The sequence below is a fragment of the Leclercia sp. LSNIH8 genome, from assembly GCF_002920195.1.
Classification (GTDB): Bacteria; Pseudomonadota; Gammaproteobacteria; order Enterobacterales; family Enterobacteriaceae; genus Enterobacter.
The window spans coordinates 590,189-613,889 of record NZ_PQJY01000001.1; the positions used below are offsets into that span (position 1 = coordinate 590,189).

Consider the following 23,701-nt stretch of genomic DNA (forward strand, 5'->3'; position numbering starts at 1 on the left):
TATGGATTCACTTGTAGTACCGACACTTGATACGTTACGCCACTGGCTGGACAACATGGGCGTCAGCTTTTTTGAATGCGACACCTGCCAGGCGCTGCACCTGCCGCACATGCAAAACTTTGACGGCGTGTTTGATGCCAAGCTCGATCTGATCAATGACGTTATTCTTTTCTCCGCGCTGGCGGAGGTCAAACCCTCGGCGCTGCTGGCCTTAGCATCGGATTTGTCCGCCATCAATGCCAGTTCTTTGACGGTGAAAGCATTTCTCGATATACAGGATGATAATCTGCCAAAGCTGGTGGTTTGCCAGTCTTTATCCGCGTCCGTTGGGCTGACCTTCCCGCAGTTCGCGGCGTTTATCCAGCAGAGCGAAGAGCAGATCTCTATGGTAATGCTGGAAGCCAGCGCCCATCATCTGCTCTATAACGCTGAAGAGGGCGCTGAGCAGCCTGAATCTGCGAGCAATTTTCTGCACTAAACCTGTCTGACATTTAGGCAGTCGCTGTTGTGGCGGCTGCATAACACCCGCTTTTCTGCTGACTTTAACCTTTCTTTAAAGAATTATTCACCGCCATCCCGCCAATTCGGCTTATCACATAGATACTTCTTGCATAAAAAATTGTTAAAAGGCGTTTTTTAATCTGAGCTATAGCTACGGAGACAAGCTACAGTTTATTCTTGCGATGCTGTTAAACGCGAGCAGATACAGCCACCTGAGTAACATCTTCTGCTACAGGCAGAGTGATAAATTATGCACGTTTCTTGCATAGGCTAAGAGTGTTCATTTTTAGTGCGTTTGTTAACGCGCTTTCAGAAGGATTAACGCTATGATCGCTTTAAATAAAAAATGGTTATCGGGTCTGGTTGCGGGCGCGCTGATGGCGGTCTCTGCAGGCTCGCTGGCGGCAGAGCAAAAAACGCTGCATATCTACAACTGGTCTGATTATATCGCCCCGGATACGGTGGCGAATTTTGAAAAAGAGACCGGGATTAAAGTCGTCTATGACGTCTTCGATTCTAACGAAGTGCTGGAAGGCAAACTGATGGCGGGCAGCACCGGCTTTGACCTGGTCGTACCGTCAGCCAGCTTCCTGGAACGTCAGCTCTCTGCGGGCGTGTTCCAGCCGCTGGATAAAAGCAAACTGCCGGACTGGAAAAACCTCGACCCTGAACTGTTGAAACTTATCGCCAAACACGATCCGGACAACAAATACGCCATGCCGTACATGTGGGCCACCACCGGCATTGGCTATAACGTCGAGAAAGTGAAACAGGTGTTGGGTGCCGATGCGCCGGTAAACAGCTGGGATCTGGTGCTGAAGCCAGAGAACCTGGAAAAACTGAAAAGCTGCGGCGTGTCGTTCCTCGATGCGCCTGAAGAGATTTTTGCCACCGTCCTGAACTACCTCGGCAAAGATCCCAACAGCACCAAAGCGGATGACTACACCGGCCCGGCCACCGATCTGCTGCTGAAGCTGCGTCCAAATATCCGTTACTTCCACTCCTCCCAGTACATCAACGATCTGGCAAACGGCGATATCTGCGTAGCCATCGGCTGGGCAGGGGACGTGTGGCAGGCGGCGAACCGCGCGAAAGAGGCGAAAAATGGCGTGAATATCGCCTATTCGATCCCGAAAGAGGGGGCAATGGCCTTCTTTGATGTCTTCGCGATGCCAGCCGATGCAAAAAACAAAGACGAAGCCTATCAGTTCCTGAACTATCTGCTGCGCCCGGAAGTGATCGCCCACATCTCTGACCACGTCTTCTATGCCAACGGCAACAAAGAGGCCACGAAGCTTGTCAGCGCCGAAGTGCGTGATAACCCAGGGATCTACCCGCCGGAAGAGGTGCGCGCCAAGATGTTTACCCTGAGCGTGCAGGAGCCGAAAATTGACCGCGTTCGTACCCGTGCGTGGACGAAAGTGAAAAGCGGTAAATAACCGTTCGTCGTAGGCCGGGCAAGCGTAGCGCCCCCGGCAACAGGCGCACCGTTCTGGTGCGCCTGCACCATTTTGATTGATGCCGGAGAGCACCCCGTGAACGACGCGATCCCCCGCCCGCAGGCGAAAACCCGTAAAGCGCTGACCCCGCTGCTGGAAATCCGTAACCTGACCAAATCTTTCGATGGTCAGAATGCCGTGGATGATGTCAGCCTGACTATCTACAAAGGTGAAATTTTTGCTCTGCTTGGCGCATCTGGCTGCGGGAAATCGACCTTGCTGCGCATGCTCGCCGGGTTTGAACAGCCCAGCGCCGGGCAGATTATGCTGGATGGCGTTGACCTCTCCCGGGTGCCGCCCTATCAGCGCCCGATCAATATGATGTTCCAGTCTTATGCACTTTTCCCGCACATGACCGTGGAGCAGAACATCGCCTTTGGCCTGAAGCAGGACAAACTGCCAAAAGCGGAAATCACCGCCCGCGTCGCCGAAATGCTGAGCCTGGTGCACATGCAGGAGTTTGCGAAGCGCAAACCGCACCAGCTCTCCGGCGGCCAGCGTCAGCGCGTGGCCCTGGCCCGCAGCCTGGCGAAGCGACCAAAGCTGCTGCTGCTCGATGAACCGATGGGGGCGCTGGATAAAAAACTGCGCGACCGTATGCAGCTGGAGGTGGTGGATATTCTCGAGCGCGTGGGCGTGACCTGCGTGATGGTAACTCACGACCAGGAAGAGGCGATGACCATGGCCGGGCGTATCGCCATCATGAACCGCGGCAAGTTCGTGCAGATTGGCGAGCCGGAAGAGATTTACGAGCATCCGACCACCCGCTACAGCGCCGAATTTATCGGCTCCATGAACGTGTTTGAAGGGCTGCTGAAAAGCCGTGAAGAGGACGGGCTGGTGATTGACTCGCCGGGGCTGATCCACCCGCTGAAAGTGGCGGCGGACAACTCGGTAGTGGATAACGTGCCGGTCTATGTGGCCCTGCGCCCGGAAAAAATCACCCTCTGCGAAGAGGCGCCCGCGGATGGCTACAACTTTGCCGTGGGGGAAGTGGTGCATATCGCCTACCTCGGCGATCTCTCCATCTACCATGTCCGCCTGAAGAGCGGGCAGATGATCAGTGCGCAATTGCAGAACACCTTCCGCTACCGCAAGGGGTTACCAACCTGGGGTGACGAAGTGCGTCTGTGCTGGGAAGCCGATAGCTGCGTTGTGCTGACGGTATAAGGAAGGGCGATGAACAAACCTGAACCTGCGACCCGCGTAGCCGCGGGCATTGATACCAGCTGGCTGACCCGTATGCAGATGGCCCACGGCCGTAAGCTGGTGATCGCGCTGCCCTATCTGTGGCTGATCTTGCTCTTCCTGCTGCCGTTCCTGATTGTGTTTAAAATCAGCCTGGCGGAGATGGCGCGGGCGATCCCGCCCTACAGCGATCTGCTGGAGTGGGGGGACAGTCAGCTGTCGATCATGCTCAACCTGGGCAATTTCCTGCAGCTGACCGAGGATCCGCTCTATTTTGAGGCCTATCTGCAATCGCTACAGGTCGCGGCTATTTCAACCCTCTGCTGTCTGCTGCTGGCTTACCCACTGGCCTGGGCGGTGGCGCACAGCAAGCCCTCGACGCGTAATATTCTGCTGCTGCTGGTGATTTTACCCTCATGGACCTCATTCCTGATCCGCGTCTATGCCTGGATCGGGATCCTGAAAAACAACGGCGTACTGAATAACGTTCTGCTCTGGCTTGGGGTTATCGACCAGCCGTTGACCATTCTGCACACCAATCTGGCGGTCTATATCGGCATTGTCTACGCCTATCTGCCGTTTATGGTGCTGCCTATCTACACCGCCCTGACGCGCATCGACTACTCGCTGGTGGAGGCGGCGCTGGATCTCGGTGCCCGTCCGATGAAAACCTTCTTCAGCGTGATTGTGCCGCTGACCAAAGGCGGAATTATCGCCGGGTCGATGCTGGTGTTTATTCCGGCGGTGGGGGAATTTGTGATCCCGGAGCTGCTCGGCGGCCCGGACAGCATCATGATTGGCCGCGTGCTCTGGCAGGAGTTTTTTAATAACCGCGACTGGCCGGTGGCCTCGGCGGTGGCGATCGTGATGTTGCTGCTGCTGATCGTGCCGATCATGTGGTTCCACAAGTACCAGCAGAAACAGATGGGAGATCACGGATGAACAATTTACCGGTAGTGCGCTCGCCGTGGCGGATCCTGATCCTGGTCCTCGGCTTTACCTTCCTCTATGCGCCGATGCTGATGCTGGTGATCTACTCCTTTAACAGCTCCAAGCTGGTGACGGTGTGGGCGGGCTGGTCAACGCGCTGGTACGGCGAGCTGTTCCGCGACGAGGCGATGATGAGCGCCGTGGGCCTGAGCCTGACCATTGCCGCCTGCGCGGCGACGATGGCGGCCATTCTGGGCACGATTGCCGCGGTGGTGATGGTGCGCTTTGGTCGTTTTCGCGGGGCCAACGGCTTCGCTTTTATGATCACTGCCCCGCTGGTGATGCCCGATGTCATCACCGGCCTGTCGCTGCTGCTGCTGTTTGTCGCCATGGGGCATGCCATCGGCTGGCCATCGGATCGCGGCATGCTCACCATCTGGCTGGCCCACGTCACCTTCTGTACCGCCTATGTGGCGGTGGTCATCTCCTCGCGCCTGCGCGAGCTGGACCACTCCATTGAAGAGGCGGCGATGGATCTCGGGGCGACGCCGCTGAAGGTCTTCTTCATCATCACCCTGCCGATGATCATGCCGGCGGTGATCTCCGGCTGGCTGCTGGCCTTTACCCTGTCGCTGGACGACCTGGTGATTGCCAGCTTTGTCTCCGGGCCGGGGGCCACCACGCTGCCGATGCTGGTCTTCTCCAGCGTGCGCATGGGGGTTAACCCGGAGATCAACGCCCTGGCGACGCTGATTCTCGGCGTGGTCGGCATCATCGGGTTAATTGCCTGGTATCTGATGGCGCGGTCTGAAAAACAACGTCAGCGCGATATCCAACGTGCAAGACGCGGCTGAAGCTCCTAAAATCTGCAAAGAAGCGAAATTAAGATGCCGCGTTATCGCGGCATCGTTTCATGGAAGACATCACGTTGGGATTTTTCACGAAAACAAGCCGTTCGCATGCCCGTCTGAACGTTCCTGCCCTGGTGCAGGTGGCGGCGCTCGCCATTATCATGATCCGCTGCCTTGATGTGTTTATGATTTTCAATACGCTGGGGATGCGCGGGCTGAGCGAGTTTGTTCACCGCAGCGTACAGACCTGGAGCCTGACGCTGGTCTTTTTCGCCAGCCTGATGCTGGTCTTTATCGAAATTTACTGCGCCTTTTCGCTGGTGAAAGGGCGTAACTGGGCGCGGATTATCTACCTGCTGACCCAGATCACCGCCACCGGCTATCTGTGGGCCGCATCGCTGGGCTACGGCTATCCCGAGCTGTTCAGCATCCCCGGCGAGTCAAAGCGCGAGATTTTCCACACCCTGGTGATGCAAAAACTGCCCGACATCCTGGTGCTCGGCCTGCTGTTTGTCCCTGCGGCCAGCCGACGGTTTTTCCGTCTGCAATAACGTGTATAATCGCTGCCCCCAGACGTATTAAGGTTTCGTTATGCAGTGCGCACTCTATGATGCCGGTCGCTGTCGCTCCTGTCAGTGGATAGCGCAGCCGGTCTCTTCACAACTTTCCGCCAAAATGACCGACCTGCAGACGCTGCTGTCTGGCCTGCCGGTGGCGGAGTGGTGCGCGCCGGTCAGCGGGCCGGAACAGGCGTTTCGCAATAAAGCCAAAATGGTGGTCAGCGGCAGCGTCGAAAAACCGCTGCTCGGCATGCTGCACCGCGACGGCACCCCTGTCGATCTGACCGACTGCCCGCTCTATCCGGCCTCGTTCTTCCTGGTCTTTGCCGCCCTGAAACCCTTTATCGCCCGCGCGGGCCTGACGCCCTACAACGTGGAACGCAAGCGCGGCGAGCTGAAGTACATTCTGCTCACCGAAAGCCAGCTTGATGGCGGGATGATGCTGCGCTTCGTGCTGCGCTCGGAGGCCAAGCTGCCCCAGCTCCGCGCGGCGCTGCCGTGGCTACAGGAACAGCTGCCGCAGCTGAAGGTGATTACCGCCAATATTCAGCCAGTGCATATGGCGATCATGGAAGGGGAAGAGGAGATCTTCCTCACCGACGCTCAGGCGCTGGCAGAGCGTTTTAACGACGTGCCGCTGTGGATCCGCCCAAAGAGCTTCTTCCAGACCAACCCGACCGTGGCAAGCGAGCTGTACGCCACCGCACGCGACTGGGTGCGTGGTCTGCCGGTTAACCATATGTGGGATCTCTTCTGCGGCGTCGGCGGCTTTGGCCTGCACTGCGCCACCCCACAGATGCAGCTGACCGGGATTGAGATCTCCGCCGAGGCGATCGCCTGCGCCACCCAGTCCGCCGCGGAACTGGGGCTGACGAATCTGCACTTCCAGGCGCTCGATTCCACGCAGTTCGCCACCGGCCAGGGCAACGTGCCGGAGCTGGTGCTGGTAAACCCGCCGCGCCGCGGTATCGGTAAGGCGCTGTGCGACTACCTGAGCCAGATGGCGCCACAGTTTATTATCTACTCCAGCTGCAATGCCCAGACGATGGCAAAAGACATTCGCGACCTGCCCGGTTACCGGATTGCGCGGGTGCAGCTGTTCGATATGTTCCCGCATACTGCGCACTATGAAGTGCTGACGCTATTAGTTAAATCCTGAGGAACCGCCCGGCGGCGCTGCGCTTGTACGGGCCTACGGTTTCGTAGGCCGGGTAAGGTGCAGCCGCCACCCGGCAACCCCCTGCACAATGTTAAACAAAATGTGAACGTTTCCCGCCCCGGAAATCGGGTAAGCTTTAGCTGTTAAGATTCAATAAGGCTGACCGATGAAGCACATCCTGCTAGTGGAGGACGACGGCGATATCGCCGCGTTACTGCGCCTCAATTTAGAAGACGAAGGTTACGTGATTACCCATGAAGCGGACGGGGGCAGGGCGCTGCAGCTGCTCGGGCAACCTCACTGGGACGCGGTGATCCTCGATCTGATGCTGCCCAACGTTGACGGGCTGACCCTCTGCCGGGCGATCCGCGCCCGGGACCATTACCTGCCGGTGATTATCATCAGCGCCCGCAGCAGCGAAACTGAGCGTATTCTGGGCCTGGAAACCGGGGCCGATGACTATCTGGCTAAACCCTTCTCGGTGCAGGAGCTGGTGGCGCGCATCCGGGCGCTGTTCCGTCGTCAGCAGGCGATGGGGCAGCAAACGTCCGGGCTGATTAACGCCCACGGCCTGACCATCGACCCGCTGGCCCGCAGCGTGCTGCTGCGCGGCGAGGTGGTTGACCTGACGCCGCGCGAGTTCGACTTACTCTACTTTTTTGCCCGCCATCCCGGCGAGGTCTTCTCCCGGCTTGCCCTGCTCGAACAGGTGTGGGGATACCAGCACGAAGGGTACGAGCATACCGTCAACACCCATATCAATCGTCTGCGGGTAAAAATTGAGAAAGATGCCGCCGAGCCGGAGATCATCCGCACCGTCTGGGGTAAAGGCTATCTGTTTGCGGAACGCCCACTATGATCCGTCGTCTCACCCTGATCTTCATCCTTCTGCTGACGGTCTGCGCGGCGGTGGCCTGCGCGGTGCAGCTCTGGACCAGCATGCAGTATGGCAACGCCATGGTGCAGCGTCTCTCCGGCGGGCTGGCGCAGCACATCGCCCAGCGCGAAACCCTGCTGGATGCGCACGGGCAGGTCGATCGCTCCCGCCTCAAGCCGCTGTTCGACAGGCTGATGACTTACAACCCCAGCGTGGAGCTCTACATCCTCTCCCCGGACGGGCAGATCCTTGCCGATGCCGCGCCGCCGGGGCATATCAAACGCCAGCATCTCGCCGTTGCGCCGGTACAGCAGTTCCTGAGCGGCGGGATGATGCCGGTCTATGGCGACGATCCCCGCACCCTGACGGGAGAGAAGGTCTTCAGCGCCGTGCCGCTGCATCAGGACGGCGTGCTGCGCGGCTATCTCTACATCATTTTGCAGGGAGAAGAGCTGAACGCCCTGGCGGAGCAGGCATGGCAGAAAACGCTCTGGAGCACGGTGCTCTGGTCGCTGCTGCTGGTGGCGCTTTTCGGCGCGCTGGCGGGCGGCCTGGTCTGGTACTGGGTGACCCGGCCTGTCAAGCAACTGACCGACGAGGTGAGTGGCCTGGATCGCGAAAGTATGCACGTTATCAAGCAGCTTGCCACCCAGCCTATACAGACCGCGCCGTCTGATGAAGTGGCCCTGCTGCGTAATACCTTCATCGAACTGGCGCAGCAGATTGCCAGCCAGTGGGATCAGCTGGCCGACAGTGACCGGCAGCGCCGGGAGTTTATCGCCAATATCTCCCACGATCTGCGTACCCCGCTGACCGCGCTGCTGGGCTATCTGGAAACTTTGTCGCTGAAATCGGGCACGCTATCCGCAGAGGAGACGCAGCACTATCTCTCCATTGCCCTGCGTCAGGGGCATAAAGTGCGCCATCTGTCGCAGCAGCTGTTTGAGCTGGCGCGCCTTGAGCACGGCAGCATCAAGCCCCAGCGCGAGCGCTTTGCTATCGGGGAGCTCATCTCCGACGTGGCGCAAAAGTTTGACCTGGCGGTGGAGACGCGCAAGCTGCGGCTGCATATCGACGTGCCGCGCCAGCTGCCGATGATCAACGCCGATCTGTCGATGATCGAGCGGGTGGTCACCAATCTGCTGGATAACGCCATCCGGCATACACCGCCGGGCGGCGAGATCGGGCTGAAAGTGTGGCGGGAGGGCGAGCAGTTGCAGGTGGAGGTGAATGACAGCGGGCCGGGGGTAGATGAACACCTGCGCGACGATCTCTTTATGCGGCCTTCTGCGCTGAGCCAGCAGGCGTCGCGGGATAATCGCGGCGGGCTGGGGCTGTTGATCGTCAAAAGGATGCTGGAGCTGCACGGCGGGGGGATCAGGCTGATGGAGGCGGCGAAAGGGGCGCGTTTTCGCTTCTATGTGCCGTTATAAAAACGCCGGGTGGCGATAACGCTTACCCGGCCTACGGATGGTGCGGTCTGATGCCCGGTGGCGGCTTCGCCTTACCGGGCCTACGGATGGTGCGGTTTGTGGTTTTGTAGGCCGGGTAAGCGCAGCGCCACCCGGCAAAACAGGCTTACTGCGGGAACCACTGGTCGCTGATTTTCTGATACGTGCCGTCAGCTTTAATCGCTTTCAGGGCGCCGTTCAGTTTCTCGACCAGGGCTTTGTTATCCGGACGAACCGCGATGCCCAGACCGGTGCCGAAGTACTGCGGGTCGGTCACTTTATCGGTAGCGGTACCCAGCTGCGGGTTGGTCTTCAGCCACTCGTTCACCACCGCCGTATCGCCAAACACGCCATCGATACGGCCATTCTTCAGGTCGATAATCGCATTCTGGTAGCTGTCATAGGCCACGGTTTTCACTTCCGGGTGCTTATCCTGGAGATATTTCTGGTGCGTGGTGCCGTTTTCCATGCCGATGCGCTTGCCTTTCAGCTGCTCAAAGGAGGTGTACTGGCCTTTTTTGGCAATCACCACCGCAGAGTTGGCATAGTACGGCTCGGTGAAGGCGACCTGCTTGCTACGCTCCGGAGTAATATCCATGCCGGAGATCACCGCGTCATATTTTTTAAATTTCAGGGACGGGATCAGGCTATCAAAAGCGTGGTTAGTAAAGGTGCACTCGGCCTGCATCTGTTTGCACAGCGCTTTCGCCAGGTCGATATCAAACCCAACGATCTGGTTGCTGGCATCCAGTGATTCGAACGGTGGATAGGTCGCAGAAACACCGAAGTTGATCTTATCGGCAGCAGAGGCGCCTGCGGCGAAGGTAGCGAGTAAAGCGGCCAGAACTAACTTTTTCATCATGAAGCTCCCGTCTGTCAATCTTGTCATTATGTGCCGTGTCTGCGGCTGAGAGTTACAATGCCACTTAATGAATTTGTATGCAATAAAAATGATTAAACATTATTTTGAGAATAAAAAATACGGGAAGCTGTCAGGCTTTCCCGTCTTTCTTAAATCAAACTTATGCAGTTTTAATTGCGGCGTTCGAAGGCCAGGGCTTTACGTTCAACCAGACGCATCAGCAGCGTCAGCAGGCCGTTGACGATGAGGTAGATAATACCTGCAGCGCCAAACACCATCACATCATAGGTGCGGCCGTACAGCAGCTGTCCGTGGCCCATCACCTCCATCAGCGTGATGGTGTAGGCCAGCGACGTACTCTTGAACACCAGCACCACTTCGTTGGAATATGACGAGAGGGCGCGTTTGAAGGCGTAGGGCAGCAGGATCGCCAGCGTGTCTTTCTTGCTCATCCCCAGCGCGCCGCAGGACTGCCACTGACCGTCCGGAATGGCGCGGATCGCGCCGTAGAACAGCTGCGTGGTATAGGCGGCACTGTTCAGCGACAGGGCGAGCAGGGCGCAGAGCCACGGCTCGGAGAGCAGATGCCACAGCACCGGATATTCCTGCAGCGTCGGGAACTGCCCCGGGCCGTAATAGATCAGGAAGATCTGCACCAGCAGCGGCGTGCCGGTAAACAGGGTGATGTAGCCGCGCACGATCCACACCAGTACCGGCGTTTTCAGCGTCAGGATGATGGTGAAAATCAGCGCCAGGATCAGCGCCACGATAATCGAGGCCACCGTCAGCGTCAGGCTGGTGTGCAGCCCTTTCATCAGTTCGGGTAAGTAATCCAGCATCAGCCTGGTCTCCGTTCAAAACGCGTTGCACGCAGGTCAATACGCTTGAGAATGTACTGACTGAGCAACGTGATCACCAGGTAGATGGCCGCCGCCACGATGTACCAGGTAAAGGGCTCCTGAGTACGGGTGGCGATGCTTTTGGTTTGCAGCATCAGGTCGTTCACGCTGATTAAGCTCACCAGCGCGGTATCTTTCAACAGCACCAGCCACTGGTTGCCGAGCCCCGGCAGGGCATGACGCCACATCTGCGGCATCACCAGACGGAAGAAAATGGCGGTTTTCGACAGCCCCAGCGCCTGACCGGACTCCCTCTGTCCCACCGGCACCGCTTTCAGCGCGCCGCGCAGGGTCTGCGAGGCGTAGGCGGAGTAGAGCAGGGAGAGGGCGATCACGCCGCACAGGAACGGGCTGACGTCGAAGTTTTCGATCTGCATCTGAATCGGGATCTGCACCACGCCCAGATTGAGCGTAAAGCCGTCCGACAGCGTCAGCAGCAGCTGCGAGGAGCCAAAGTAAATAAACAGCACCACCAGAATTTCCGGCAGGCCGCGCAGCAGGGTCACCAGTGCTGAGCCGGCCCAGGCGACAGGTCGCCACTTAGCCGACTCCCACACGGCAAAGATCATCGCCAGCACCAGGCCGATGATCAGCGCACAAACGGCAAGGCCGACGGTCATCCCGGCGGCGCTTGCTAATGGAAAAATTTCGTTCATCAGATCTTACTTCTGGAACCATTTGTTGTAGATGGAATCGTAGGTGCCATCTTTCTTCACTTTTTCCAGCGCAGTATTGAATTTCTGCTGCAGCTCGGTGTTGCCCTGACGAACAGCGATGCCCAGACCGGTGCCGAAGTAGTCTTTATCCGTCACTTTATCGCCCACTGGGGCCAGCTTGTCGTTCGCTTTCAGCCATTCGGTCACCACCGCGTTATCACCAAAGACGGCGTCGATACGGCCATTCTGCAGATCCAGACGGGCGTTCTGATAGCTGTCGTAAGGCACGGTGGTGATTTCCGGGTGCTTATCCATGATGAATTTCTGGTGGGTGGTGCCGTTCTGCACGCCCACTTTCTTGCCTTTCAGCGCGTCGATAGAGGCGTATTTACCCTTCTGACCGATGAACAGGGCGGAGTTCTCATAGTACGGGGTGCTGAACAGAACCTGCTTCTCACGTTCCGGGGTGATGTCCATACCGGCCATCACCGCGTCGATACGACGGAATTTCAGGCTTGGGATCAGGCTGTCGAAAGACTGGTTGGAGAAGGTACAGGTGGCGTCGATCTCTTTACACAGGGCGTTCGCCAGATCCACGTCAAAGCCCACAATCTTGTTATTCGCATCCATAGACTCAAACGGAGGGTAGGAGGCTTCCGTGGCAAAACGGATGGTCTGAGCTGCGGTGGCAGAGAGGCTAACGCTGGCAAGCAGCGCGGCAATCACTATTTTTTTCATTGTCGTTCTCTCGGTTCGATTAGTGAGACAGATAATTTCTGAATGCGTCGGTCTGCGGCTCGGCAAAGCAGCGCGCATCCCCTTGCTCCACAATATGACCGTTTTCCATATAGACCACACGGCTGGCGGTTTTACGCGCCACTTCCACCTCGTGGGTCACGATCACCTGGGTAATGTTGGTCTCCGCCAGTTCGCGAATGATGCTGACGATCTGGGCTGTGATTTCCGGGTCCAGCGCGGCGGTGGGTTCATCAAACAGAAGAACCTGCGGCTCCATCATCAGGGCGCGGGCAATGGCCACACGCTGCTGCTGACCCCCGGAGAGGTGCAGCGGATAACGGTCGCTGTAGGGCTTCAGGCGCAGACGTTCCAGCAGCTTCTCGGCACGCGCCAGCGCCTGCTCTTTTGACAGGCCCAGCACGCGACACGGCGCTTCAATCAGGTTCTGCTGCACGGTGAGGTGCGGCCAGAGATTATATTGCTGAAAGACCATGCCGACATTCTGGCGCAGATCGCGGATCGCTTTCTCAGAAGGGGCTTTCGCAAAATTGAAGTGGTTGCCCGCAATATCCAGCGTACCGGAGCGGGGCATTTCAAGCAGATTAAGGACGCGAAGCAGCGAGCTTTTACCCGCGCCGCTGGGACCAAGCAGAACCAGCGTTTCGCCCTCAGGGCAATTCAGTGTGATGTCGAACAGCGCCTGGTGTGCGCCGTAGAAGCAGTTAATGCCGTTTAGTTGAATACTCATCGGGGCAGTCTTTACTCATCCAGGCAATCTATAGCAATTGAGGCCGCAAATAGTACCGTTGACAGAATAGTTATGCAATATAACTGCGTTAAAAGTTAAATATAAACCGAATCTATACCTAAACATAGCACAAAATAGCGGAAGCTAAGGTCGGCGAGAATAAATGTCGGCATTCCTCACGAAATGCCAGACATTTTACGGGGTTTTCCCCTGCTTAACGGTCTGAAACGCGCGTATTTAGCGGTTTTCAATCGACTGGCGCAGGGTGCCAGCCGGGGCGTGAACGCTGCCGCCCAGGTAGCGCACGTCATCGATAGCCCAGCACTGGCCTTCGCGGATCATCAACACTTCATCCTGCCAGGTCTGGCTGCCCTGCGTCAGCTTGACGCGCAGCGGGATATTTCGTGCATCGGTATTCGGGATGGTCGATGCGCTGGAGACTTCGGCCTTTTCAGGCGCGGTGGTGCGGCTGGAGAAAGGATCGTCTTTCAGCAGGTTACGGTGCTGCGGATCGCGGCTGGCATCGCTCAGCAGCTGGGCCAGGCCGTCGCTCAGGTAAGGGCGCAGGGCGGTGAAGTCATTGCTGCGGTGCGTGATGCGGTAGTCATAGAACTGTTGAGCCACGGCATCCGGCCCGCCGGTGATGCAGCTGCCGCTGCGGGTACCGATGTCCTTGAAGGCCGGGGTGACTGGCGTTGTGCAGGCGCTGAGCAGCAGCGCGCAAGGCACTAAAAGCGTCAAAGCAGAATAGCGCATGATGATTTCCTTATTAGGCTGCAATAATTAACTAACCTTTAAATCATAGCGTAACGAGCAGATAATGATTTTGTTCTTAACCGCTTAGGCTCTTAACTCGCGCAAAGGAGACTAGGATGCAATTTTCAACTACCCCCACTCTGGAAGGACAACCCATCAGCGAATACTGCGGCGTGGTAACCGGGGAAGCCATACTCGGCGCCAACGTCTTCCGTGACTTTTTTGCTGGGATCCGCGATATCGTCGGCGGTCGCTCCGGCGCTTATGAGAAAGAGCTGCGCAAGGCGCGTGAAATTGCCTTCAGGGAGATGGGCGAGCAGGCGAAGGCGATGGGCGCAGATGCGGTAGTGGGGATCGATATCGACTACGAAACCGTCGGCAAAGACGCCAGTATGCTGATGGTCAGCGTCAGCGGTACGGCGGTGAAAACGCGCCGATGAAGCAGGCATTTGTGCCCCTCCTGCTGGCGTTGCTGCTGGCAGGCTGTGCGGCAGAAAAAGGGGTCATCGAGAAAGGGGCGTATGAGCTGGACACCCGGCGTCAGGCGCAGGCGGCCTATCCGCGCGTTAAGGTACTGGTTATCCATTACACTGCCGACGATTTTGACAGCTCGCTGGCCACCCTGACCGATAAAAATGTCAGCTCCCATTATTTGATCCCGGCGATCCCGCCCCTGCATAAAGGAAAACCGCGGATCTGGCAGCTGGTGCCGGAGCGGGATCTGGCCTGGCATGCCGGCGTCAGCTTCTGGCGTGGCGCCACGCGTATTAATGACACCTCTATTGGCATTGAGCTGGAAAACCGCGGCTGGCAAAAAATTAACGGCCAGAAACGCTTTGTTCCCTTCGAACCGGCGCAGATCGCTGCCCTGATCCCGCTGGCGAAGGATATTATCCAGCGTTACGACATTAAACCCCAGAATGTGGTCGCCCACGCGGACATCGCCCCGCAGCGCAAGGACGATCCCGGTCCGTTGTTCCCCTGGCAGGCGCTGGCGCAGCAGGGGATTGGCGCCTGGCCGGATCCGGCCCGGGTGGCGTTTTATCTGAACGGGCAACCGCCTTATCAACCCGCAGACAGTGCCACACTCCTCAGTTTATTATCTCGCTACGGATATGATGTTCCGGATAATATTTCGCCCTCACAACAAAAGCGCATTATTATGGCTTTTCAGATGCATTTCAGACCGCAATTATGGAATGGTGTTTCTGATAGAGAAACAATTGCTGTCGCGGAAGCGTTACTTGAAAAATATGGTCAGGGATAGGCCGCAAGCCCCGCCGTTCAAGGGCTTTACTCTGTACCCGACTTAAGATTAATCTTAGGTTCAATCGCGATTCATTTTTAGTTAATTGACTTAAATTTACCCGAATATAAGATGTACATATAGCTTGCTAACTATTATTACAAAGTAAATATTATTTGAGACTTACTCTCAGCAAAGTTATTTCGAATTATCCTTTGCGCCTTTTTAGACGCAGTGGGCTGCTTTATCCATAAAAATTTCAACAGGCATAATAATGTTAAACTTATACTCTAAAAATAGTCGACCGAAAAAGGCGATTGACGCCATTATTGCCGCTACGGCGGATTATCCTGAAAAAACGTTAAAGAAATGGCAGAAGATTATTACCGCCGATTCCCAATATGTTCATGTAATGGTCAGTGGTGAAGTCGAAATTCGTCGGAGCTCCGATGAGTTAAGTATGTTTACCATGCGTCAGGCCGGATTTTTAGGGGTCTCTGCCGTCTATAACAGAGCCTCTCACATGTACGGCCTGGTTCGCGATACCACCGTCATTCGCACCATCAAACGTGATGAGTTCGAACGTATCATTAGCGAGAAAAACCTGTGGCCAGAGTTCAGCCAGCTCTTGATCTGGTATATCGACGTACTGAGCAAGCGCGATGATATCCTGGTTGCCCGCAGCGCTTATTCTGTCGTCCGTGAATTCCTCCTCGAAATTAATGAACTGATTGTTCATCAGAATCGTGATATTAACGTTTATGATTACATTCAGGAATATACCAGCCTGGCGCGCAGTACCATCATTAAAATTCTCTCAGACCTGAAAAAAGGCCAGTATATTGTAGTTGAAAAAGGGAAATTAATAAATATCACCAGTCTGCCGGAACGCTACTGATAACCATTCCGCAAATCTCCATGGGTTAACGCCTGTGGAGATTTTTTTAGCATTGATGTAGCTATTTTTTCCGTTTTTAACGCTGCTGTCTGGTTTATCACCCGATTATTCGTCTCAGAATCAGCTTGTGTCTCATCAACCGGTGCATCCGGTATTTTTCCCTGCGAATAATCCTGCTGCTGCTCTTTTAATGCCTGCATAAACCGTTCTTTTAACGAATCGGAATCGGTTGCTTGCTGGGCGATGTGCGTATCGGGCAACGGTTCGCTGGAAATATCATTGTCCGGGGCCTGTTGCCAGTCTAAAGATTTATCCATCATCAACGGATCGTCTGAGGGTAGCGGCGGTGCGGCATACTCCGCGACTTTTGGTTTCGGTTCCGGAAACGGTTTCGAGATATAGACATAATGCATATCCGAAAGCTGCGTATCCGGTTGCGCCACGCTCACCGGTTTGGGTGCTGGCGCCGGATGCTGAAGATGCCAGTAAATATGGGCGTACAGCCCGGCGATCAAAACGGCCCCCAGGCAGCATAAGCAGGCCAGGGTTCTGAAGACGATTTTATGCAACGCGGGAAGGCGGTATGAGAACCAGACCGCCTCGCCGGTATTAAAGCTGCGCTGAGCAGCGAGGCATATAGTAGACATTAGTGCGTTTTTCCTTGCGCCAGAACTTGCGGTGCGGTGTCTGCAACCTGGGTGTTGACCGTCGGGATGGTGTTATTGGCACGCATTAACTGCATCAGCGTCTCTTCCCCAGGCATGCCATCTACGTTCAGCCCGGCCTGGGCCTGAAATTCCCGGGTGCGCTGCACCAGCGTCTGCGTCCAGGACTGAGCATGGGTTTCGGGCTCATGCAGCGCCTGACTGAGTTGCGTGTCGATCCAGGCCAGATCCTGGCGGCTGCTGGCGGCACCGACCAAATCTTGTCCTGCCGGGGTCAGACGGTGCAACAATGTGTAATTCCCGGTGGCGTGGGCGTTAAACCAGCTGCGCTTCACCTGCCAGGTGCGATTATTCAGCAGTAAATCCAGCGAGTTCTGCCCGACGCGGGCCACCACCGCATAGTTCAGGTGATCGCCGGTTTTCAGTTCGCTCACCCACGGATAGCCCTCTTTTTCCAGCTCCTGCAGCGAGGCGTGGCCCTGTTTACAGGTGAGATTCACCCGGGCGGCATTCTGGCAAAGCGCCTCTTCCGTGGAGGGATCGTACCCCCACATGGTGTAGAGCTGATGCATGGCATCCGGCGAATTAACCACCTCTTTATCCAGGGTCGGCAGAACCGGGGCCTGCGGCGTATGGACTGTCTGTTTCCAGCTCGCCGGAACAGGCAGCGGCACAGGGAGTTTCGCTGTGATGGCGCCTGAGAAATACCATCCGCAGGCGGCAAACAGCACGCTGGCGAACAGGCCAACCGTCGCCAGGGTTTTGCGGTGGGTTTTGCGCGGCAGCACTTCACCCGCCGCCAGACGTAAATGGCGTGGCCCTACGCCGGGGGCTCGTTCGGTCCAGGCCGCCAGTAGCGACAGGTGCGCCAGCGCGTTCAGCTGGCTTACCGATCCTTTGCTCAGGGCGTGCATCCGGCGTATGCGGGCAGGGGTAAAGGGTGAGGTTTCCGCCCCATGCTCCTGGGTTTGCGCCTGAACATAGCTCATCACTTCGCGGCAGGTGAGCGGGCGCAGGGTATGGCGGGTATGCACCCGGGACGCCAGCCCAGAGTGGTTCATCAGGCGCGCTTCCTGGTCAGAGGTGCCGGTCAGGACCAGCGTCAGCGACAGGTTGCACTCCTGTGCCCGGGAGAGCAGCATGCCCAGCGCCTCCCAGCAGTTATCGCGCATCGCCTGAACGGCGGAGACGGTCATTACCATGCCGCTCTTTTTGCAGGCAGGGTATTTCTCGTGCCACTGGCGCAGTACCGCGTCAATGGCATGAATTTTGTTGCTGGCATCTTTTGCCTGGGCGCTGAGTTTATACAGCAGCCCTTTCGCGTTCAGCTTCGGAAAAGCGTTAACGGCAACCCCGGCGGAGGTTTTCGCCAGCAGATGCCCGGTGAAGGTGTTGAGCAGTGCCTCGTCATCGCCAAACAGCGCCACAATCCCTGGCATGGTTGATTTCTCTGCCAGCATGCCGAAGACATCCTGATGATAAGCCGCAAAGAAACTGCCGCAGGGGCGGGCTGCGCTCCTGAAGGGGGGGCGGGCAAATTTAAAATGACTGAGGAACATAACGCTTCACCGTTGTATTTCATTGACCAAATGTCAACCTGGAAAGTAAGGGAAGCGCGGTAAAGGGTCAATTTCGCTGGAGGAGAAAAATAACCTGAGTCGGCTGGTTAACATCGGATATTTGTCTGGTCAATATTTTTCTTTATTAAAGTTAACGGCAAACCCGATGGAGCGGGGGGCGCATCATTATTACTATTTCTGGGTATTCAGGTGCAGCGCCAGGCTGCTAACTCCTGCATTGACTAAAAGGTCAGTTTTAAAAATGAAAATGCAGTTCTATTCCCGGTATATTGCGCCATGCGTAATGTTTGTCCTGCTGATATTTAGCGGTCAGCAGGGATATGTCGTATTTAAAGAGTATAAAAAGGCGGCCAATTCCAGTCCGGATAAGGCGCCCGCGCTTTCTCGTACGCAGCAGTCAGAGCAGGCCTTTGCCCTTTTCAAGCCAGCCGCTTACCAACCCGTGGCGCAGCAGGCGACAAAAAAGCGTATTTCTGCCGAGGTGGACGGCATCATCAACAGCGATGAAGCGTGGCTCTCCTTTGCCGTCATCAAAACGCCTGTTGGGCAGAAGAGTCTGCGTGAAGGCGATCCGCTGCCCGGTTACAACGATGCCTATATCGATGAGATCAACCCCGACAACGTGGTGGTGAGTTACGAGGGCGAGCGGCAGGTACTGGCGTTAAAACGCCCTGATTATTTTAAAGGCGATATGAATTCCTCGCCCGCGCAGAAGCCTAAAGGCGATCCCGGAGCAGATAATATTCATCTCGACGATTATTTGGTGCTGAAACCCTATATCGAAAAGGGTCAGCTCGAAGGCTATCAAATTAAGCCTAAAAATGCCTCTTCCTTTTTTAGCAATAGCGGGCTGGAAAAGGGAGATGTGGTAGTGAAAGTGAATTCCGTCGATATGACGCGAGCGGAGCAGGCGAAAAGTATTATTGCCAGCTGGTCGAAAATGAGAGAAGCGGAAGTCGTAGTTAGACGCCACGCTCATCTTGAAAATATTCGGGTTAATGTTTTAACCAATTAACAAGTGTAATGAGATGAAGAAATTTCCCTGGGCATGTATCGCGTTGACTGCCGCCTCTTTTATTTCCAGTTCGGTAATGGCGGCGAACTTCAGCGCCAGTTTCAAGAACACCGATATTCGTGAATTTATCGATACGGTAGGGCGCAACCTTAATAAAACCATCCTGGTCGATCCGTCCGTTCAGGGCAACGTATCGGTTAAGACCTATAACGTGCTGACGGAAGAGGAATACTATCAGTTCTTCCTGAGCGTGCTGGATCTGTACGGTCTGTCGGTGATCCCGATGGATAACGGCATGGTGAAAGTGGTGCGCTCCACGGTGGCGCGTACGTCAGGCGTGCCGCTGGCAGACAGTCAGCATCCTGGCAAGGGCGATGAGATTATCACCCGCGTGGTGCGGATGGAGAACGTGCCGGTGCGTGAGCTGGCACCGCTGCTGCGCCAGCTGAATGATGCCTCCGGTATTGGTAACGTGGTCCATTTTGAACCTTCCAATGTGCTGCTGCTGACAGGTAAAGCCTCGGTGGTGAACCGGCTGGTGGATCTGGTGCAGCGGGTCGATCGCTCCGGCATGCAGCGTCGCGAGATCGTGCCGTTACGCTATGCTTCGGCCAAAGAGCTCTCTGACATGTTGAATAATCTCAACAACGAAGAGCAAAAAGGGCAGAACGCGCCGCAGCTGGCAACCAAAGTTGTTGCCGATGACGAGACGAATAGCCTGGTGATCAGCGGCTCGGAAGATGCCCGCGCGCGCACCCGGTCGCTGGTCAGTCAGCTCGATCGTGAGCAGAACAACGAGGGCAACACCCGCGTCTTCTACCTGAAGTATGCCAGCGCCAGCAAAGTGGTGCCGGTGCTCACCGGCATCGGCGAACAGCTGAAAGACAAAGCGCCGGCCTCAAAAAGCAAAACAGCCTCCGCCAGCAGCGATCTGAATATCACCGCCGACGAAGCCACCAACTCACTGGTGATTACCGCCCAGCCTAACGTGATGAATTCGCTGGAAAAAGTGATCGACAAACTCGATATCCGCCGTCCGCAGGTGCTGGTAGAAGCGATCATTGCCGAAGTGCAGGACGGCAACGGTCTCGACCTTGGCGTGCAGTGGACCGGCAAACATGGCGGTGTGCAGTTTGGTGCAACCGGCATGCCGATAAGCCAGGTGAAGAGCGGCGCCATCAAAGGAACCAGCTTTACCGGCATGGCGACCGGTTTCTTTAACGGTGATTTTGGCGCGCTGATGACTGCCCTCTCCACCGACGGTAAAAACGACATTCTTTCAACCCCAAGCGTAGTTACCCTGGATAACAAAGAAGCGTCGTTTAACGTGGGTCAGGATGTGCCGGTGCTGTCCGGCTCGCAGACCACCAGCGGCGATAACGTCTTTAACTCGGTGGAGCGTAAGACAGTCGGTACCAAGCTGAAAATTGTGCCGCAGATCAACGACGGTGACATCATTCACCTGAAGATTGAGCAGGAAGTTTCCAGCGTGGATGCCAGCGCGACGGAAGATGCCAGCCTCGGTCCAACCTTCAATACCCGTACCATCAATAACGAAGTGATGGTGCACAGCGGGCAGACGGTAGTCCTCGGCGGGTTAATGGAGAACGTCACCAAGCAGAACGTCTCGAAAGTGCCGCTGCTGGGGGATCTTCCGCTGGTGGGGCAGCTCTTCCGCTACACCTCCCAGGATACCTCGAAACGTAACCTGATGGTCTTTATCCACACCACCGTCCTGCGTGACGACGACAGCTACAGTGCGTCGTCGAAGGAAAAATATGACCAGATCCGCGCGCGCCAACAGCAGCGCATGGAAGAGAAAAAGCTGGGCATCGTCTCCAACGATGACACAGCGATACTGCCGGCCTATCCGTCTCAGGGCACTCCCGCCCCTGCGGCCCCACGCAATCCGTTTAAAGAGTAAGGGGGCGGGAGATGGATGAACTCACCAACGCCTTATGCACCAGCAGCTTTGCCAAGGATAACGGCGTCCTCTTTTATCAGGATCAGGTCTTTGTCCGCGATGACGCCCCGGCCTTTGCTCTGCTGGAGATGCGCCGGGTGCTGGCCCGTTCGTTTACGCCGGTTGTCCTGACGCCGGAGGCGTTTGACGAGATGCTGGCCAAAATCTGGCAGCAGAACAGCGGCGTCTCCCAGCAGCTGGTGGATGACATGGACGCCGATATCGACCTGATGGCGCTCACCGAGGAGATCCCGGATAACGAGGATCTGCTGGATAACGACGAAAACTCGCCGGTGATCCGTCTGATCAACGCCATTCTCGGCGAGGCCGTGAAAGACGGCGCCTCGGATATTCATATCGAAACGTTCGAGCGTACGCTGAGCATCCGCTTTCGCGTTGACGGCGTGCTGCGTCCCGTACTGCAACCGGCGCGCAAGCTGGCGCCGCTGCTGGTATCCCGTATCAAGGTAATGTCGAAGCTCGATATCGCCGAAAAACGCCTGCCGCAGGATGGGCGTATCTCCCTGCGTATCGGGCGTAAAGCCATCGACGTGCGTGTTTCCACCATCCCCTCGCAGTACGGCGAGCGGGTGGTGATGCGTCTGCTCGATAAAAGCAATCTCAAGCCGGACATTAACAAGCTGGGTCTCATCGACGAAGAGTTACAGCAGCTGAAGGGATTAATTGGCCGTCCGCATGGCATCATTCTGGTAACCGGTCCGACCGGTTCCGGGAAAAGTACCACCCTGTACGCCATTCTGTCGGCGCTGAACGGTCATGAACGCAACATTCTCACCGTAGAAGATCCTATCGAGTATGAGCTGGAAGGGGTGGGGCAAACCCAGGTTAACCCGCGCGTCGACATGACCTTTGCCCGCGGGCTGCGCGCCATTCTGCGCCAGGACCCGGACGTGGTGATGATCGGTGAAATCCGTGACGGCGAAACCGCGCAGATTGCGGTGCAGGCGTCGCTCACCGGTCACCTGGTGATGTCCACGCTGCACACCAACAGCGCGGCAGGGGCCATCACCCGCCTGCGCGATATGGGTCTGGAGTCATTTTTAATCGGTTCATCCCTGTTAGGGGTCATTGCCCAGCGTCTGGTGCGTCGGCTGTGTGTACACTGCCGGACCACCAGTCCGCTGGACGCCAATGAAAAAGCGCTGTTCAGCTTTATGGTTGCGCCGCCGAAAGCGATCTACCGCGCCGTGGGCTGCGAACACTGCCGCCAGAGCGGGTATCAGGGGCGAGCCGGGATCCATGAATTCCTGGTGGTGGACAGCGCGATGCGCCGGGCCATTCACGAAGATAAAGATGAGATGTCCATCGAGACCGAACTCTTCAAACAGGCCTACAGCCTGCGTGAAAACGGCCTGCTGAAGGTGATTTCCGGCGTCACCTCCCTGGAAGAGGTAATGCGTGTCACCGCCGAGCGCGGGGGAGATGAATAATGGCGTGGTATGCGTGGACAGCCACCAGTGCGGCGGGGAAAACCCAGCGCGGCACCATGCAGGCCGAGGGGCCGAAGCAGGTTCGCCAGACGTTGCGCGAGCAAAAGCTGATGCCGGTGAGCATTACGCCGACCCGCGAACCCGCGACCGCCGGGAGCGCGCAGAAGGGGATCAAACTCTCCACCCCGGTGCTGTCGATGTTTACCCGTCAGCTGTCAACCCTGGTGAACGCCGCGCTGCCGCTGGAGAGCGCCCTGAAGGCGATTGCAAAGCAGTCGGAAGATAAAAAGCTGGCGGCGATGGTGACTGAGATCCGCGACAAAGTGGTGGAAGGACACACGTTGTTCGACGCGTTCAGCCAGTTTCCGCGCACCTTCGACAAACTCTACTGCACCCTGGTGATGGCCGGGGAAAAAACCGGCCATCTCGGGGACGTGCTGGAAAAACTGGCGGAGTACAACGAACAGCGCCAGAAGATGAAAAGTAAGCTCACCCAGGCGATGGTTTACCCCATCACCCTGACGGTGGTGGCGGTGGCGGTGATCTGCATCCTGCTGGTGGCGGTGGTGCCGCAGGTGATTGAGCAGTTTACCCATATGAAACAGCAACTGCCGATCACCACCCGCACGCTGATCGCGGTGAGTGATTTCCTGCAGGCTTATGGCCTCTATATCGGCGGCGGGCTGGTCACGGCGTTTATCGGCTTTAAAAGCTGGCTTAAAAACGTCCGGAACCGCTTTGTCTGGCACCGCTGGCTGGTTAACGCTTCACCAATCAAAAAACTGGTGTGCGCCATCAACAGCGCGCGCTACATCCGCACCCTGAGTATTTTGCAGGCCAGTAGCGTGCCACTGCTTGAGGGGATGTATATCGCCATGGACGGGATTGAAAATCTGCACGCCCGCCAGGTGTTGGAACAGGCGGCGGACACCGTGCGTCAGGGGGCATCGTTATATGCCGCTCTGGAGCAGGCGAGATTATTCCCGCCCACCATGCTGTATATGATTGCCTCCGGCGAAGAGAGCGGCGAACTGGGTAACCTGATGGATCGCGCGGCCGAAAACCAGGAATCAGCATTACAGCATCGAATTACTTTAACGCTGTCGGTATTTGAACCGGCGCTGGTGGTCTCTATGGCGACCATTGTTCTGTTTATTGTGATGTCAATATTACAACCGCTTCTGCAACTTAATAATATGGTAGGTTAA

At 56.6% G+C, this 23,701-nt stretch carries 24 protein-coding genes; 16 read left to right on the top strand and 8 right to left on the bottom strand.

The window, feature by feature from the left end; translation table 11 throughout:
* The first annotated feature begins 1 nt into the window (after position 1).
* The 9 genes from C3406_RS02920 (at position 2) to C3406_RS02960 (ending at position 8,998) form a co-directional block, all read left to right on the top strand.
* A complete protein-coding gene (locus C3406_RS02920; protein WP_103823437.1) occupies positions 2-478 on the top strand; it encodes a YbjN domain-containing protein in 477 nt (158 codons plus the stop codon).
* Positions 479-827: 349 nt separating this feature from the next.
* Positions 828-1,940 (top strand): spermidine/putrescine ABC transporter substrate-binding protein PotF, encoded by a 1,113-nt coding sequence (gene potF / locus C3406_RS02925; protein ID WP_103823436.1) that lies wholly within the window; start codon positions 828-830, stop codon positions 1,938-1,940.
* Positions 1,941-2,036: 96 nt separating this feature from the next.
* The gene (potG, locus tag C3406_RS02930; protein ID WP_103178860.1) at positions 2,037-3,170 is read left to right on the top strand and encodes a putrescine ABC transporter ATP-binding subunit PotG; all 1,134 of its coding nucleotides are present in this window, start codon (positions 2,037-2,039) and stop codon (positions 3,168-3,170) included.
* Positions 3,171-3,179: 9 nt separating this feature from the next.
* Positions 3,180-4,130 carry a putrescine ABC transporter permease PotH gene (potH, locus tag C3406_RS02935; protein WP_103823435.1) on the top strand — a complete coding sequence of 317 codons (951 nt, stop codon included), beginning with the start codon at positions 3,180-3,182 and terminating at the stop codon, positions 4,128-4,130.
* Positions 4,127-4,972, top strand: coding sequence for a putrescine ABC transporter permease PotI (gene potI, locus C3406_RS02940; protein ID WP_103178862.1), 846 nt, complete (start codon positions 4,127-4,129; stop codon positions 4,970-4,972). Before potH ends, potI begins: the two co-directional genes overlap by 4 nt.
* Positions 4,973-5,031: 59 nt before the next feature.
* The gene (locus tag C3406_RS02945; RefSeq protein WP_103823434.1) at positions 5,032-5,520 is read left to right on the top strand and encodes a YbjO family protein; all 489 of its coding nucleotides are present in this window, start codon (positions 5,032-5,034) and stop codon (positions 5,518-5,520) included.
* Positions 5,521-5,560: 40 nt separating this feature from the next.
* Positions 5,561-6,688 carry a 23S rRNA (uracil(747)-C(5))-methyltransferase RlmC gene (gene rlmC / locus C3406_RS02950; protein WP_103823433.1) on the top strand — a complete coding sequence of 376 codons (1,128 nt, stop codon included), beginning with the start codon at positions 5,561-5,563 and terminating at the stop codon, positions 6,686-6,688.
* A 166-nt stretch (positions 6,689-6,854) separates the two neighbouring features.
* Positions 6,855-7,547, top strand: coding sequence for a response regulator transcription factor (locus C3406_RS02955; protein ID WP_103823432.1), 693 nt, complete (start codon positions 6,855-6,857; stop codon positions 7,545-7,547).
* Positions 7,544-8,998 carry a sensor histidine kinase gene (locus tag C3406_RS02960; RefSeq protein ID WP_103823431.1) on the top strand — a complete coding sequence of 485 codons (1,455 nt, stop codon included), beginning with the start codon at positions 7,544-7,546 and terminating at the stop codon, positions 8,996-8,998. Before C3406_RS02955 ends, C3406_RS02960 begins: the two co-directional genes overlap by 4 nt.
* 145 nt (positions 8,999-9,143) lie before the next feature.
* Here the strand turns inward: C3406_RS02960 and artJ are convergent, their stop codons facing one another.
* The 6 genes from artJ to C3406_RS02990 form a co-directional block, all read right to left on the bottom strand.
* A complete protein-coding gene (artJ, locus tag C3406_RS02965) occupies positions 9,144-9,875 on the bottom strand; it encodes an arginine ABC transporter substrate-binding protein ArtJ (protein WP_103823610.1) in 732 nt (243 codons plus the stop codon).
* Positions 9,876-10,048: 173 nt separating this feature from the next.
* Complete coding sequence (gene artM / locus C3406_RS02970) at positions 10,049-10,717, bottom strand: arginine ABC transporter permease ArtM (protein ID WP_103823430.1); 669 nt, start codon at positions 10,715-10,717, stop codon at positions 10,049-10,051.
* Positions 10,717-11,433 carry an arginine ABC transporter permease ArtQ gene (gene artQ, locus C3406_RS02975; RefSeq protein WP_103823429.1) on the bottom strand — a complete coding sequence of 239 codons (717 nt, stop codon included), beginning with the start codon at positions 11,431-11,433 and terminating at the stop codon, positions 10,717-10,719. Before artQ ends, artM begins: the two co-directional genes overlap by 1 nt.
* Positions 11,434-11,439: 6 nt before the next feature.
* Positions 11,440-12,171: an arginine ABC transporter substrate-binding protein ArtI gene (gene artI / locus C3406_RS02980; RefSeq protein WP_103823428.1), complete on the bottom strand. Its 732-nt coding sequence runs from the start codon at positions 12,169-12,171 to the stop codon at positions 11,440-11,442.
* A gap of 19 nt (positions 12,172-12,190) precedes the next feature.
* Positions 12,191-12,919, bottom strand: coding sequence for an arginine ABC transporter ATP-binding protein ArtP (gene artP / locus C3406_RS02985; protein WP_039029538.1), 729 nt, complete (start codon positions 12,917-12,919; stop codon positions 12,191-12,193).
* Positions 12,920-13,156: 237 nt separating this feature from the next.
* Positions 13,157-13,675, bottom strand: coding sequence for a lipoprotein (locus C3406_RS02990; RefSeq protein ID WP_103823427.1), 519 nt, complete (start codon positions 13,673-13,675; stop codon positions 13,157-13,159).
* A gap of 116 nt (positions 13,676-13,791) precedes the next feature.
* On the opposite strand from C3406_RS02990, the gene C3406_RS02995 reads away from it, so the two are divergent.
* From C3406_RS02995 to C3406_RS03005, 3 genes are all read left to right on the top strand, one after another.
* The gene (locus C3406_RS02995; protein ID WP_103178871.1) at positions 13,792-14,115 is read left to right on the top strand and encodes a heavy metal-binding domain-containing protein; all 324 of its coding nucleotides are present in this window, start codon (positions 13,792-13,794) and stop codon (positions 14,113-14,115) included.
* Complete coding sequence (locus tag C3406_RS03000; RefSeq protein ID WP_103823426.1) at positions 14,112-14,942, top strand: N-acetylmuramoyl-L-alanine amidase; 831 nt, start codon at positions 14,112-14,114, stop codon at positions 14,940-14,942. The genes C3406_RS02995 and C3406_RS03000 overlap by 4 nt, the downstream gene beginning before the upstream one ends.
* Before the next feature lie 253 nt (positions 14,943-15,195).
* Positions 15,196-15,819, top strand: coding sequence for a helix-turn-helix domain-containing protein (locus C3406_RS03005; RefSeq protein ID WP_103823425.1), 624 nt, complete (start codon positions 15,196-15,198; stop codon positions 15,817-15,819).
* Here the strand turns inward: C3406_RS03005 and C3406_RS03010 are convergent.
* Positions 15,813-16,334 carry a hypothetical protein gene (locus C3406_RS03010; protein WP_231604230.1) on the bottom strand — a complete coding sequence of 174 codons (522 nt, stop codon included), beginning with the start codon at positions 16,332-16,334 and terminating at the stop codon, positions 15,813-15,815. The two genes, C3406_RS03005 and C3406_RS03010, sit on opposite strands and share 7 nt — an antisense overlap.
* Before the next feature lie 131 nt (positions 16,335-16,465).
* Positions 16,466-18,043, bottom strand: a complete 1,578-nt coding sequence (locus tag C3406_RS03015; RefSeq protein WP_103823424.1) for an ExeA family protein — start codon at positions 18,041-18,043, stop codon at positions 16,466-16,468.
* 304 nt (positions 18,044-18,347) lie between these two features.
* Between C3406_RS03015 and gspC the strand changes: the two genes are divergently transcribed.
* The 4 genes from gspC to gspF are packed head-to-tail and all read left to right on the top strand — an operon-like array spanning position 18,348 to position 23,701.
* On the top strand, positions 18,348-19,079 hold the full coding sequence (gene gspC, locus C3406_RS03020; protein ID WP_103823609.1) for a type II secretion system protein GspC: 732 nt from the start codon (positions 18,348-18,350) through the stop codon (positions 19,077-19,079).
* 13 nt (positions 19,080-19,092) lie between these two features.
* Positions 19,093-21,003, top strand: coding sequence for a type II secretion system secretin GspD (gspD, locus tag C3406_RS03025; RefSeq protein ID WP_103823423.1), 1,911 nt, complete (start codon positions 19,093-19,095; stop codon positions 21,001-21,003).
* 11 nt (positions 21,004-21,014) lie between these two features.
* Complete coding sequence (gene gspE / locus C3406_RS03030; protein ID WP_103823422.1) at positions 21,015-22,493, top strand: type II secretion system ATPase GspE; 1,479 nt, start codon at positions 21,015-21,017, stop codon at positions 22,491-22,493.
* The gene (gene gspF / locus C3406_RS03035) at positions 22,493-23,701 is read left to right on the top strand and encodes a type II secretion system inner membrane protein GspF (RefSeq protein WP_103823421.1); all 1,209 of its coding nucleotides are present in this window, start codon (positions 22,493-22,495) and stop codon (positions 23,699-23,701) included. The genes gspE and gspF overlap by 1 nt, the downstream gene beginning before the upstream one ends.

Bases quoted from the DNA above. Each gene is read 5' to 3' on its own strand.
- C3406_RS02920 (WP_103823437.1), top strand. From the start codon at position 2: ATGGATTCACTTGTAGTACCGACACTTGATACGTTACGCCACTGGCTG.
- potF (WP_103823436.1), top strand. From the start codon at position 828: ATGATCGCTTTAAATAAAAAATGGTTATCGGGTCTGGTTGCGGGCGCG.
- potH (WP_103823435.1), top strand. From the start codon at position 3,180: ATGAACAAACCTGAACCTGCGACCCGCGTAGCCGCGGGCATTGATACC.
- potI (WP_103178862.1), top strand. From the start codon at position 4,127: ATGAACAATTTACCGGTAGTGCGCTCGCCGTGGCGGATCCTGATCCTG.
- C3406_RS02945 (WP_103823434.1), top strand. From the start codon at position 5,032: ATGGAAGACATCACGTTGGGATTTTTCACGAAAACAAGCCGTTCGCAT.
- rlmC (WP_103823433.1), top strand. From the start codon at position 5,561: ATGCAGTGCGCACTCTATGATGCCGGTCGCTGTCGCTCCTGTCAGTGG.
- C3406_RS02955 (WP_103823432.1), top strand. From the start codon at position 6,855: ATGAAGCACATCCTGCTAGTGGAGGACGACGGCGATATCGCCGCGTTA.
- C3406_RS02960 (WP_103823431.1), top strand. From the start codon at position 7,544: ATGATCCGTCGTCTCACCCTGATCTTCATCCTTCTGCTGACGGTCTGC.
- artJ (WP_103823610.1), bottom strand. From the start codon at position 9,875: ATGAAAAAGTTAGTTCTGGCCGCTTTACTCGCTACCTTCGCCGCAGGC.
- artM (WP_103823430.1), bottom strand. From the start codon at position 10,717: ATGCTGGATTACTTACCCGAACTGATGAAAGGGCTGCACACCAGCCTG.
- artQ (WP_103823429.1), bottom strand. From the start codon at position 11,433: ATGAACGAAATTTTTCCATTAGCAAGCGCCGCCGGGATGACCGTCGGC.
- artI (WP_103823428.1), bottom strand. From the start codon at position 12,171: ATGAAAAAAATAGTGATTGCCGCGCTGCTTGCCAGCGTTAGCCTCTCT.
- artP (WP_039029538.1), bottom strand. From the start codon at position 12,919: ATGAGTATTCAACTAAACGGCATTAACTGCTTCTACGGCGCACACCAG.
- C3406_RS02990 (WP_103823427.1), bottom strand. From the start codon at position 13,675: ATGCGCTATTCTGCTTTGACGCTTTTAGTGCCTTGCGCGCTGCTGCTC.
- C3406_RS02995 (WP_103178871.1), top strand. From the start codon at position 13,792: ATGCAATTTTCAACTACCCCCACTCTGGAAGGACAACCCATCAGCGAA.
- C3406_RS03000 (WP_103823426.1), top strand. From the start codon at position 14,112: ATGAAGCAGGCATTTGTGCCCCTCCTGCTGGCGTTGCTGCTGGCAGGC.
- C3406_RS03005 (WP_103823425.1), top strand. From the start codon at position 15,196: ATGTTAAACTTATACTCTAAAAATAGTCGACCGAAAAAGGCGATTGAC.
- C3406_RS03015 (WP_103823424.1), bottom strand. From the start codon at position 18,043: ATGTTCCTCAGTCATTTTAAATTTGCCCGCCCCCCCTTCAGGAGCGCA.
- gspC (WP_103823609.1), top strand. From the start codon at position 18,348: ATGTTTGTCCTGCTGATATTTAGCGGTCAGCAGGGATATGTCGTATTT.
- gspD (WP_103823423.1), top strand. From the start codon at position 19,093: ATGAAGAAATTTCCCTGGGCATGTATCGCGTTGACTGCCGCCTCTTTT.
- gspE (WP_103823422.1), top strand. From the start codon at position 21,015: ATGGATGAACTCACCAACGCCTTATGCACCAGCAGCTTTGCCAAGGAT.
- gspF (WP_103823421.1), top strand. From the start codon at position 22,493: ATGGCGTGGTATGCGTGGACAGCCACCAGTGCGGCGGGGAAAACCCAG.